This is a genomic window from Bifidobacterium miconis (assembly GCF_019331735.1).
Taxonomy (GTDB): Bacteria; Actinomycetota; Actinomycetes; order Actinomycetales; family Bifidobacteriaceae; genus Bifidobacterium; species Bifidobacterium miconis.
Map to the genome: position 1 here is coordinate 158,165 of NZ_JAHBBH010000001.1, position 13,284 is coordinate 171,448.

Annotated in this window: 5 protein-coding genes; 4 read left to right on the forward strand and 1 reads right to left on the reverse strand. The window is 64.4% G+C overall.

Annotated features, from left to right (window positions below):
* The first annotated feature begins 5 nt into the window (after positions 1–5).
* From KIH79_RS00675 to KIH79_RS00685, 3 genes are all read left to right on the forward strand, one after another.
* On the forward strand, positions 6–3,716 hold the full coding sequence (locus tag KIH79_RS00675; RefSeq protein ID WP_219057610.1) for a PD-(D/E)XK nuclease family protein: 3,711 nt from the start codon (positions 6–8) through the stop codon (positions 3,714–3,716).
* Positions 3,713–9,943 (forward strand): UvrD-helicase domain-containing protein, encoded by a 6,231-nt coding sequence (locus KIH79_RS00680; protein ID WP_219057611.1) that lies wholly within the window; start codon positions 3,713–3,715, stop codon positions 9,941–9,943. Before KIH79_RS00675 ends, KIH79_RS00680 begins: the two co-directional genes overlap by 4 nt.
* A 170-nt stretch (positions 9,944–10,113) precedes the next feature.
* Positions 10,114–10,860 carry a trimeric intracellular cation channel family protein gene (locus KIH79_RS00685; RefSeq protein ID WP_219057612.1) on the forward strand — a complete coding sequence of 249 codons (747 nt, stop codon included), beginning with the start codon at positions 10,114–10,116 and terminating at the stop codon, positions 10,858–10,860.
* 94 nt (positions 10,861–10,954) lie between these two features.
* On the opposite strand, the gene rpsT is transcribed toward KIH79_RS00685, so the two are convergent.
* Entirely contained in the window at positions 10,955–11,215 is a 261-nt protein-coding gene (rpsT, locus tag KIH79_RS00690) for a 30S ribosomal protein S20 (RefSeq protein WP_033494286.1), read from the reverse strand.
* Positions 11,216–11,389: 174 nt separating this feature from the next.
* Here rpsT and lepA point away from each other — a divergent pair, with 174 nt between their 5' ends.
* On the forward strand, positions 11,390–13,270 hold the full coding sequence (gene lepA / locus KIH79_RS00695; RefSeq protein WP_219057613.1) for a translation elongation factor 4: 1,881 nt from the start codon (positions 11,390–11,392) through the stop codon (positions 13,268–13,270).
* The last annotated feature ends 14 nt before the right edge of the window (positions 13,271–13,284 follow it).

Here is a 13,284-nt window from a genome sequence, read left to right on the forward strand (position 1 = left end):
TTCACATGGCTGATAGAACATCGCACATCGCTGCCGCCGAGGTGCCGGCTGTTCACGATGATTTGCATCGCGTCATCCAACAGGCCGTGACGGATGCTGCGGCGGGAGAGAACGGGGACTTGTTCATCATCCTCACCCCGGCCAGACTGCGCACGTATGCGGAACGGGCGACGCTGGAATATCTGGGAAAGCATCCGATCGGACGGCCGGGCGTGACGGTGAACGTGCACTCGTTCGCCAGTCTGGTGCGTTCCGTGATCGGCAACCGGGACGCCGGCAAATACGCGAAACCGATGCTCGGCTCGTTCGCCCTGCGCGAGTGGCTCGCCGCGCTCATGAGACAGGATCCAGCCACGTTCCGCAAAGCCGGTGACACGTTCGGCTCGGCCAGCCAGTTCGCGAACCAGATCGCCGAACTGTTCGACGCGGGGATCACGGCCGACGATCTGGAACGGGCGGCCGCGGCCGATCCGGCGAACGGGATGCTCGCCGACGATCGCATGGCCGCGCTCGCCATACTGCTGCGCGCGGCGGAACGACGGTTCGGCGATGCACGCGTGCTGCCGGGCGGTAACGCGGCCGTCGCGTGGCCGTGGATCGAAGACCGGGGAAACACGTTGCACGTCTACCTGTACGGATTCGAAAAACTGTCCGCGGCCGAAGCGAGAGCCGTATCCGCATTGCAGCGTCACGCCCACATGACGGTCTGCGACGAACCCGGCTATCGGGCGGACATCACTGACGCGATATTCGGTTCGTCCTCCGGCAGGCATGCGGCCGCAAGCGATCATGCCAGACTGCCGGAACCGATTCCCGTCGATCCCGGCCGTGTCGTCGCCATGTCCGCAGCGGACGAAATGGAGGAGGTGCGCGCCGTCGCCTGTCTCATCCGCGAACTGCACGACCACGGCGGTGCGGACGGCGCACCGGTACCGTATGAGCGTATGCTCGTGACGGCACGCGACCTGAGCCCCTACCGGGCTATGCTGGACAGCGAATTCACGTATCAGGGCATCCCCGTCAATGCGACGCCAGCCGCAACCCTGGCCGACGGCCCGTTCGCAGACCTGCTGCTGGGACTGCTCGACGAACGCCTGTACGAAGAACGGCCCGACCGGGCCGCCGTCATGCGCGTGTTCCGCACGCGGCTTCTGCGCGACCCGCACCGGCAATGGCGCATCACCAATCGCGATCTCGACCGACTGGATCGACGGCTGCAATCCGAAGATCCCGCCGCAGTATGGTCAGACGGCGAACACCGGACGACCGGCGCGACGGTCACCGCCATACGCGCGCTGATCAACGAAGCGCGACCAGCGTTCATGCCACCGACCGGCACGGGACTCACCGTCCGCGAAATCCTGGCGCGCATGGTCCGGTTCCTGGCCGACCACCGCGTGAACCTGTCGTGGCGACTCGTGCTCGAAGAATCCTCCAGTGACAAGGACCGGCACGACAGCGCAGAACTTGAGCAGCGGTTCACGCGCACGCGCGAAGCGTGGAACCTCGTCATGCACTCCTTCGACGAACTCGTCGAACTGTGCGGCGACGAACCGTACGACGACATTCGTGCCACACTCCCCAACGGTCTCGAAACGCTGCTTGCCGCCACGCCGGCCGGCGCCGAACCCAAATCGACCGACGCGGTGGACGTGGTCGCCTTCCCGACGGCCATGCGCCATTACGATCGCGTGTTCGTGCTCGGCTGCAGCGAATCGGCTTTGCCGGCCATCCCGCACGAATCGGGACTGCTCAACGACACGGAGCGGCTCCGGCTCGCCGAGACGCTCGCGACAAACGGCAAGACGATCGAAGCGGCCATAATGCGCTCGCTGTCGGTGCACGGCAAGGCCCGCCGCGAAGTGCTTGCGTTCAACCGCGTGCTGCGGCACGCCGGCCGAATCACGCTGCTGTGCCCGCGCAACGCCGGGGGCGCGTCGCAGACGCTGTCCCCGTTCGCGGCCCGACTGCTGCCGAACCTGTCCGACGGTCAGGGAACGCGCAGCCAAACCATCGACGATCTGCCGTTCGCCGACAACATTGCCCCCAACGGGATCGCCATGGATGAGCAGGACGCAACGGACGATCGGGCGCATCGTCCGCTCACCCGGCCGGTCGACCGCAATCCGCTGGACGGGCCGGTCGCGCTCGCGCTGTTCACCACAACGGAACGCAACACCGGCGAACGCGTGCTGGAAACGTCGATTTCCGCAGCCGAACGGTACTACGCCAACCCGTTCGAAACGTTCATGGACAAGGGACTGCACGTCAAGGCGCTTGAACCGTTCGCGCTGGACGCTGCGATCGAGGGGCTGTTCTACCACGCGGTGCTCGAACGGACGGTCGACGTACTCATCGCGACGGGGAAGAACCCCGCGAGCGTGTCAAAAACGTACCGTGCCGACGACGGCACGCCGTTGGACGCGCACGCGCTGGTCAACCTGTTCGCCGATCCGGACTGGCATCCCTCGCCGCTGCCCGAGTACGGATTGAACGGGCAAAGCCTGATCGACGAAGAACCGAAGTTCGCGATATTCCTGTCCGGCAACCGCATGAAAGCCGTGCATCGGCAACTGGTGCAACGGCTGCACGCCTTCGTCGACCGACTGCATGCAACCCGGGGAAAGTGGAAGGACAACCTGTTGACGCCGCTGGACGGCGAAGAACAGCCTCTCGTCACCACGACCCGGCCGTTGTTCGCCGAACAGCAGTTCGGCGACATCAACGGCGTCAAAGGAGACTGGGATCCCGTCACGCATCAGCTGACAGGTCACGGCGACGACGGCCCGACCGAAGTCCGACTGGACATTCGAGGCAAAGTGGACCGCATCGACGAAGTCACCAGAGGCGACGACAAGGCCGCGTTCGTGATCGACTACAAGTCCTCGGGCTCGAACTACACGCTGTTCGCCGACATGAACGGCGCGAAAGTCTACTACGGCCACGAACTGCAGCTGCTCACCTACGCGTATGCGGCGATGCGCAACCTGCACGAACAGCGGCCGGACCTGCCCGTGGCGGGCGTCATGTTCCTGCCGATCAAGGCAAGCGGCACCGGCGTGTCCGCCACCGTCAAACCCGGCACGCTCGTCTTCAAGCCGGCGGACGACGCAACCGGGCCGGAACCGTCCGGAAAACCGGCCGATAAACAGGCCGATCCCAACGAACAGTGGACTATGCTCTTTGCCGGCGCCGAAGGCAGGCTTCCCGGCATCGCGTGCAAGGCCAAAAACACCCCGCTCGACATCGGGGACATGGGCCTGCTCGTACAACCGTGGCAGTGCAGAACAACCCCTTCGGGGAAGGCGGCGACCAGCGCACTGCCTTCGGTCGGCACGAAGCAAAAGGATTTCGCCGCCCTGCTCGAATACGTGCAGAACATGATCGTCCGCGCCTGCCAAAACATGCTCGACGGACGCGTCTCGCCGTCCCCGTACCGGAACATCGCGGACGAGAAGAACGGTGCCCAGTACAGCGACTTCAAGGACGCGATGGCATTGGACCTCGTCGACGGACGCGCCTGGCACTACGAGCGTCCGCTGTTTCTGCAGGACTTCCTCGACAGGGCCGCAAGCGGCGAAATCATGGACCGGTTCGCGACGCCGGAATCCGCCGTCACGATCGGCGACGTCGACGCTGGCAACGGCAACGAGGACGATATCGACGCGAATGATACGGACGATGCAGGCAACACGGACGGCAAGGAGCAGGCATGACCCACGACAACCGGTATTTCATCAACGCGTCGGCCGGAACCGGCAAAACCACCCGACTCCTGCAGGACGTGATGATCGACCTGTTCAACCGCAGCCGGAGCGACGAACACGCGTCCATCCGCAACTCGCTGATCATCACGTTCACCGTCGCCGCGGCCGCAGAACTGCGCTCCAAACTCGACCGCAACCTCGCGTTCGCCGTACGCTACGCGCGCACGCACGAGCGGCTGATGTCCGGACAACCGGTCGACGACGACGCGGCCGAACATGACGTCGACTTCTACATCGGCGGCGACGACGGCGAACTGGCCTCGTCCATCCGCTCCAGCAGCGAATCGGCGGCATTCGCCGCGCGCGTGTTCTCCAAGGCGCAGGACGAACTGCCGTCCACGCACATCAGCAGCATCGACGCGCTCAACAAATACATCGTCGACCGCAACGCCAGCGAACTCGGCATCGACCCGGGATACCGGATCCTCGCCGACACGGCCATGGCCGCGCAACTGCGCAACGGCATCCTCGACGAACTGTTCGAACAATGGTACGACCCAAACTGGCACAGCGAGCCGGTCAATCTGAACGGGACACCGGTCACGGTCGGCAACGCCGAATTCGTCGACCTGCTCGACAACCTCAACGGCCCGGCCTCCGACGACAGGCTCGGCCGCGAAATCCTCAGTCTGTACGATCGCGCGCAATCCAAGCCGGCCGGTCTCGTCTGGCTCGACTCGCTGTCCGAACCGTACCGCACGCAGTTCTCTGCGACGAAACCGCTGCGCGGCGCCAACTGGATGGTCGACCGCGCATTCGACGAATGGCGCGACGGACTCGGACCGCTGCGCCAACAGGCCGCGAGCACGCTGCACGACATCGGCGCATCATGCGGCGACGCGCGCGACGGCGAACGGCTCATCGCCGACAGCCGCGTCTTCTCCGCGCTGTTCGCGTCATTCGACGCCATCGTGGACGCGTACGAACACGGCGGGTGGAACGACGTGAAAGCCGCGCTGCAAGGACCATACGACGCGGTCGGCCAGTTCAACCTCACCAAACAGGGCGTGCCGAGCAAGCAGCTGTCCGCCAGCAAGTTCGCCGCGGTGAGCGACCTGTTCAAACAAGTCCAACCTGGCACGGACAGCAACCTCACGGCCACGAATCTGGTCAAAACCGTGCGCGGATACGCCGACAAACTCACAAACCCGGTGTTCGCATACACCGCCGAACAGACGGACGCGCTCGACGAGGTCGCCCGCCGGCGCATCGACACGCTGGTAGTGCTCGTCAAACTCTTCGCAGCCCGATACGACAGTGAAAAACGTGCGTCGGCGCTCGCCGAATTCGCCGACATCACGCACCTGGCCGACCGGGCGCTGCACGATCCCGCAGTGCGCTTGCGGCTGCGCGACCAGTGGACGTACCTGTACGTCGACGAATGCCAGGACAACAATGCGATCCAAAACGAGATCATCGACCTGCTTTCCGATCCCATCGGCGGCAAGCCCGACGCCAAAGTGACCATGGTCGGCGACGTCAAGCAGAGCATTTATGCGTTCCGCTACGCCCAACCGGACGAGTTCCGCCGCAAAAGCGACGAAGTGCTCGAGCGCGACGCCGCCCTGCACCGCACCGGCGACGAACGGCACTATCGCGTGCTGGAGGAAAACCACCGCTCCGTCCCGGAGATCCTCATCTTCGTGAACACCGTGTTCGACCGGCTCATGCGCCGGAACATGGGCGGCGTCGACTATGTGCGCCGGACAGACGGCGGCGAATACGCGTCGAACGACCGTTTCGTCATCGCCGGACCGCAAACGGGAGACGACGGCCAATCGAAAGCGTATGACGCCGGCGCGGTGGAACTGCTCATCCGCACCAAAACCGATCCCGAAGAGAACCGGCGGCCGCTCGACGACACCGACATTCCGCGCGACAGTTCGGACCAGCAGCAGATCGACATGGTCGTGCGCCGCATCCGCGCCCTGCACGATGAGCCCCGACCCGGGCACGACGCCGGCTACTCCTACGGGGACATCGCCGTGCTGGCGCGCAGCACGAAAACGTTCCCGGAACTGTACGATGCGCTGAGCGCCGCCGGCATCCCGGCGGACGTGACCGGCGTGGGCACGTACTATCAGACACCGGAAGTCATGATCGCATTGGACTGGCTGCGGGCGATCGACAACGCGCTGCTCGACGCGCCGATGGTCGCGCTGCTGCGAACGTTCGGCTTCTCGGACCGCACGCTCGCCGAACTGCGACTGCTTGATCCCGTCAATGGTCCGGCCGTCGATGCTCCGGACAGCGTTCCGGCCGACGGGCCGGATGACGACGACGCGGCGGCGGGCGGCGCGAAACGCGGCTATATGCGTTTCTACGACCTGCTGCGCAAGACCGCGGACGGGACGTTCAATGCACGCAAGGAACTGGCCGACGAATGCCGGCGGTTCCTCGACCGACTGTCCGATTTCCGCGCGTTTGCGGAACACCATCCGATCGACGAACTGCTCTGGCGCATCTACACGGAAACCGGCTGGTACGACTATTGCGGGGCGCTGCCGGACGGCGTGCAGCGGCAAGGCAACCTGACACGGCTGTGCGAGAAGGCGCGAACGTTCGAGGCCACGGGGGAGCGGGGCATCCTCCCGTTCCTGGCCGCGGTCGAACATTGGGCGGAGTCGCGCGACCGGCAGGTGAACGAGGAGGCGTCCACGCTCGCCACCAAGGACGCGGTGCACGTGATGACGATCCACAAGGCCAAGGGCCTGCAATGGAAGGTCGTCATCCTGATGGGCGCGCAGGCGAACCCGATCAGCGAGCGCACGCGCAGCGCGTTCGAAACCATTCAGGCGCCGGATGGCGACCGAGGCATCGCCGCGTGCGATTTGCGCGACGAGCGGCACCAGATCAAAGTCGGCACGTTCCAGCGTGACCTGCTTGTGCGGGAGGCACGCCGCCGCGGCATCGACGAACAGCTGCGACTGCTGTACGTGGCGCTCACCCGACCGCAGGAAAAGCTCATCATCGCCGGCACGTGGACGCGCACGCTCGCCGATCCGGACTCGTATGTCGCGAATCTGAACGACTACTGCAAGGACGCGCGCCTTGCGGACGACGGTGCGCTCGATCCCGAATACATCTCGCGCAACTACGGGGACGCGTCCGCGCAGGGCACGTACCTGAGCTGGATCATCAGTTCGCTGTGGGCCGCGGATCCCGTTTACGATTCGACCAACGAGACGAACTCGTTCGCAGCGTTCTGGACGGCCGTATCGGCGAATGCGGCCTCGGATGTGCCGCCCGAGGCGGGAGCCGCGGACGACGTGACGTCAGGAATCGCCGCTGAACACGCTTCTGACATGACGTCTGAACCGAGCGCTTCGGCGGAGGACGATCGGCAGATGTCTTGGCCGGTTGCGCTGCCGTCCGGACTCATGGACGACACGGTTGCGGTCGCTTCGGTGCCCGGCCGCGCATTCACCATGCACGCCGACTATGAGGACATCGAAGCGCAGCCGGTCATCGACGAGCATGCGGACGGTTTCGACGCCATGACGACGAGGCCGACGACGGACGGGTTCCTGTCGCTTGACGACCGGCGCGTTCGGCGGCGTCCGGCCACCGTCAACGCGTCCGGCATCCGGCGCTGGCTCGACAGCCTGCCCTCTGACGATCATGATCCGAGCGACGATCCCGACATGCCGTCCGATCCGTCTTCCGATTCGTCGGGCGACGACGACACCGGTGACGGCGGCGAGGCGATGGGCGGCACCGGTGCGACGGCGACGAACATGGACGACGCGTCGGCCCGGCGGTTGGCATTCGCCTCCTACCCGCTGCCCGACTTCATGATGGACGCCGATGCCAGCCCTTCGCCTGCGGAACTCGGCGTCGCCGTGCACAATGTGCTGGAACTGTTCGACTGGGCCACTCCGGCCGGTGCGACGGCCTGCGCGGACGAACTGCATGCGGTGATCGAGCGTCTCGCCGACAAGGAGATCATCTCGCGCGCCGTCGCCGACCGCATCGGCCGCGGGCGGCTGTTCGACGGTATGCTGTGGTTCGTGGCGGGAGGGGCTGACGCCGATCCGACGGCCGGGGACAACGGCATCTTCGGACGCGGCGGCATCCGCGGGCACCGTGTGCGGCTGCTGCGCGAGGAACCGTTCTCACTGCTCGTTTCCGCCGATGAATTGCGTGCGCTGATCGGTGAATCCGGCGAAAGCGGCTCGGACGATGCTCCGGCTGATGTTGTGCCGGATACCGCGGTGCAGGACGTTGCGGATGACCGGATCATCGTGCGAGGCGTCATCGACGGCTATTACGTCGACGACGAAGCCAAGCGGATCGTCCTGTTCGACTACAAAACCGACGCCGTGCGCGACGACGAACGCGCCGACGGCAAGGCCGGACTGGAACGGTGGAAGCAACGGCTGCATGACGACTACTACGGCCAGCAGTCGCTGTACGCCGAGGCGTTGCGGCGGCTGTACCCGGGATATTCGGTTGCGGAGCGATGGCTGATCGGCCTTGCCGGGCAGCGGCTGATCGACGTGTCCGATGACGGTTCGGACGATCTGGCCGGTACCGTATCGGGCCTCGGCGAGCCCAATGTTGCGTCGGATGGGGATGCGGTTGCGCGTGACCGCGACACGCCGGACGCAGATTGTCCGGTTATGAAGGGTGTCCCGGAAACGCCGGGACGCGACGGGCAAGGCATCCGGACGGACGTCGGGAAACCCGATACGCAGGCCAGCATCTTGGAAAGGATCAGCGACATGGCAACCACGAACGACAATATCGACATCACCGGCAACGACGAGGCGCAGGACGGTGTGATGATCCGCTTCGACAGCCCCGCCCGGCAGACGGTCGGCGGCATCACCAAAATCACCGGACTGGTGCGTGCCAAATACCTCATCGGCATCATCGACAATCTCAACCTGCAGGCCAACCCGCGCAACGCGAAAACCGGACAGGTGACCAGCGCCATCCAGGACTCCATCGAGCATGATCCGATGCTGTTCCCGTTCAAGACCAAGGGCCTGCTGCTCGCGGCAAGCACCTACAAGGAATTGGAGCGCAACCGGTTCCTGCTCACCTTTGACGAACCGGATGTGGAGGGCATTCTCGACGGTGGCCACAACACGCTGGCCATTGGTCTGCTCATCCTTCGTCACGCCATGGAGCATGCCGGCCTGAAGATGCCGCGCGGCGCAAAGACGTGGGCGGACTTCAAGCAACTGTGGTGGGACAACCGTTCCCTGATATCCGACTATCAGGAGGCCGTCAAGCAGGATCTGGCCGTGTTCAACGATCCGAATAGCCCGAACGGCGAACTGTCGTTCTACGTCCCGGTGGAACTGCTGGTGCCCGCAGACCCGGACGACGAACTGTGCGTGGGGGATTTCCGTACCAACCTGCTGGAGATCTGCGAGGCGCGCAACAACAATGTGGAGCTGACCGCCAGCACCAAGGCCAATCAGAAGGGCTATTTCGACGATTTGGCCAAGCTGCTGGTGGAGGAGAACCTGCCGGTGGCCCAGCGCGTCGAATGGAAATCCAATGACGGCGGCGACGTCAAGGTGCAGGACATCATCGCATTGTCGTGGATCGTGCTGCGCCTGCTCACACCGGTCAAGGACGACGACGGCAAGCCGGTCGAGGCTCCCGCCCCCGCCAAGCTCTACAGCGGTAAGGGCGGCTGCCTCGACCTGTTCGTGCGGTTCATGGGATCCCCGGAAGTCACCGCGTCCTCGTCCGCAGACTACCGTGCGGAAATCCGCAACGTGCGCGTCCACAAGGCCCTTGCCCTCGCGGTGCAGCTGCCGGCCCTGTACGACGTCATCTACGAACGGTTCCCGAAGCTGTACAACGAGGCCAACGGCAAGTACGGCCGCATTGCGGCGGTGAAGAACCTGAACAAGCCCACCAAGTCCGGACTCGTCAAGACCACGCCGTTCGCCGGCAATCCGGTCGACACGGCCAGCCCCGAGGGATTCATCATGCCGCTGGTCTACGGGCTCACCGCGCTGGTGAACCCGGACACCATGGAATGGCGTGTGGATCCGAACGAATTCCTCGACCAGTGGCTGCCGAAGATCGTGAAGAACTACGTGCAGGTGTTCTCCGCCTGCAACTACGACCCGCAGAAGGTGGGCAAGGAAGCTTTGAGTTACACCACCGCGGAGACCGCATACCGCATGGCGCTCGTCGGCATGCTGTCCTGATGCCATGATTCGGCCGGCAGGACTTCCTTCCGCCGGCTACATTGCCTTCTCCGTTTCTGGCGTTGCTCTTGCGGTACGGTGTGGAAGCGGAAAGCCGTTCCGCTGTAGCGAGACTGTTGTAGGCTCGTTACGGCTTTGGCGGACGCAATGCGAATGAGGGGAGCGGCTCGATGGAACTTGCGCTGGAGAGCAACGCCTTCTTCATGGGGGTCGAATATCTGGCGGTGTTCTGCTGTGGGCTCATGGGCGGGCTGTGCGCGGTGCGCAAGAACTATGATCTGATCGCCATGCTCATCACCGCATGGCTGACCGCACTGGGCGGCGGCATCGTACGTGACATCGTGCTCGGCTCGCTGCCGCCCGTCGGCATCGCCGACAAGGGATTCGTGATCACCGCGCTCGTATCCGGTCTTGCCGTGGCGGTGTTCCATCCCGAGGTCGACAAGCTCAAATGGTCGATGCTCACCATCGACGCGCTGTCGGTCGGCCTGTTCGCCGTCAACGGCACGTCCAAGGCCATGATCCTCGGCATGTCCGGCATGACATCCGTGTTCCTTGGCATGATCACCGCGCTGGGCGGCGGCTTGGTACGCGACATGCTGCTCAACGACGTGCCCATGTTCATCCGGGACAAGCACTGGTACGCCATCCCGTCCGCCGTTGGCAGCGTGCTCACCGTGTTCGTGTGCAAGGGCGTGCAGGCTCGCGTGCTCAACTTCAACGCGGAAGTCGCGCTGGACGTCTCGATCGTCGTGCTTGTCGTCGTCATGCGACTGCTGTCCGTCAAATTCAACATCACCATGCCGGGCGCCATGGTGCGGCATGAGGTGTTCCTGCCAAGCCAGTCGAAGTACCTGCAGCGGCCGGTCATCCATCCCCATGCCGAGGACGACGACCGGCGGAATGACGACGACTGACACCCGCCCCCGTGGCTCTGATTTCGTAACAACAAAAATCCCCGCGGACCGATATGGTTCGCGGGGATTTTCGTTCAACCCTGACGGGCTATGATCACATGGCGTTGATCGCGACGGCCAGACCGGACTTGCGGTTCGCAGCCTGGTTCTTGTGGATCACGCCGGCGCCGGCAGCCTTGTCGAGCTTCTGGGCGGCGACCTTGTAGGCGGCCTCGGCGGCGGCCTTGTCACCGGAGGCGATGGCCTCGCGGGTGGCGCGGACGGCGGTCTTGAGGGCCGACTTGACGGCCACGTTGCGGATGTGCGACTTCTCGTTGGTCAGCACGCGCTTCTTCTGCGACTTGATGTTTGCCACATTTACTCCAAACGACGTTTGCTATAAGGACATACAAACGGTCATGATAACATGCCGTGCGGATAAAACACAGGCCGCTTCAGGAGTGTCGCCGAGAAAAATGCCGATAGGCACCGTTAGACTAGAGTATTTGGCGAAGACAACCGCAACGACGACCGTAAGGAGACGGATCAGGTGATCGAACCGAAGAACAAGCCCGGATATACCGACCAGTCGCTGATCCGCAACTTCTGCATCATCGCGCACATCGACCACGGCAAGTCCACCGTGGCCGACCGCATCCTCCAGCTGAGCGGCATCGTGCCCGAGCGCGAGATGCGCGACCGCTTCCTCGACCGCATGGACATCGAGCAGGAGCGCGGCATCACCATCAAATCGCAGGCCGTGCGCGTGCCGTGGACGTTCGACGGCACTGAATACACGCTCGGCATGATCGACACCCCCGGCCACGTCGACTTCACGTACGAGGTCTCCCGCGCGCTGGCCGCATGCGAGGGTGCGGTGCTGCTCGTCGACGCCACGCAGGGCATCGAGGCGCAGACCCTCTCCAACCTGTACATGGCCATCGACCACGACCTGACCATCATCCCCGTGCTCAACAAGATCGACCTGCCTTCCGCCGAGCCGGACAAGCATGCCGAGGAGATCGCCGGCTTGATCGGCTGCGAGCCGAGCGACGTGCTGCGCGTGTCCGGCAAGACCGGCGAAGGCGTGGCCGAACTGCTCGACCGCATCGTCATGGAGGTGCCCGCGCCGCACGGCGACCCGAAGGCACCGGCCCGCGCGCTCATCTTCGACTCCGTGTACGACTCGTACCGCGGCATCGTCACCTACATTCGTATGGAGGACGGCGAACTTCACGCCCGCGAGAAGGTGCACATGATGGGCATCGGCATGACGCATGATCCGATCGAGATCGGCGTCATCAGCCCCGACATGATGCCCACCAAGGCGCTCGGCGCCGGCGAGGTCGGCTACATCATCACCGGCGCGAAGGACGTGAGCCAGTCCAAGGTCGGCGACACGCTGACCTCCGCGGTGCGTCCCGCCACCGAGCCGCTGCCCGGTTACCGCGACCCGCAGCCGATGGTCTACGCCGGCCTGTTCCCGATCGACAACGCCCAGTTCCCCGAACTGCGCGACGCGCTCGACAAGCTCAAGCTCAACGACGCCGCGCTCATCTACGAACCGGAAACGTCCGTCGCGCTGGGCTTCGGCTTCCGCTGCGGCTTCCTGGGACTGCTGCACATGGAGATCGTCTGCGAGCGCCTCGACCGCGAGTTCGGCCTCGACCTGATCTCCACCGCGCCGAACGTGCCGTACGACGTGACCGCCGAGGACGGCAGCGAGCACCATGTGACCAACCCGAGCGAATTCCCGGACGGCAAGATCAAGAAGATCGTCGAGCCGATGGTCGCCGCCGACATCATCACGCCGAAGGAGTTCATCGGCGCGGTCATGGACCTGTGCCAGGACCACCGCGGCATCATGGGCACGATGGAATACATTTCCTCCGACCGCGTGGAGATGCACTACCGCATTCCGCTCGCCGAGATCGTGTTCGACTTCTTCGATCAGCTCAAGTCCCGTACCAAGGGCTACGCGTCGCTCGACTACCACGAGGACGGCGAGCAGGCGGCCGATCTGGTCAAGGTCGACATCCTCATCCAGGGCGACAAGGTGGATGCGTTCAGCGCGATCGTGCACCGCGACAAGGCGTACAGCTACGGCGTGATGATGACGAAGAAGCTGCGCGAGCTGATCCCGCGCCAGCAGTTCGAAATCCCGATCCAGGCGGCGATCGGCTCGCGCATCATCGCGCGCGAGAATATCCGCGCGCTGCGCAAGGACGTGCTCGCCAAGTGCTATGGCGGCGATATCTCTCGCAAGCGCAAGCTGCTCGAAAAGCAGAAGGCCGGCAAGAAGCGCATGAAGATGCTCGGCCACGTCGAGGTGCCGCAGGAGGCGTTCATCGCCGCCCTGTCCACCGGCGACGCCGGCAACGACCGCGACACCAAGGACAAGATCCGCGCCGCCCAGAAGACAGAAGGCTGATTTCCGCTTGGCCC

Bases quoted from the DNA above. Each gene is read 5' to 3' on its own strand.
- KIH79_RS00685 (WP_219057612.1), top strand. From the start codon at position 10,114: ATGGAACTTGCGCTGGAGAGCAACGCCTTCTTCATGGGGGTCGAATAT.
- KIH79_RS00675 (WP_219057610.1), top strand. From the start codon at position 6: ATGGCTGATAGAACATCGCACATCGCTGCCGCCGAGGTGCCGGCTGTT.
- KIH79_RS00680 (WP_219057611.1), top strand. From the start codon at position 3,713: ATGACCCACGACAACCGGTATTTCATCAACGCGTCGGCCGGAACCGGC.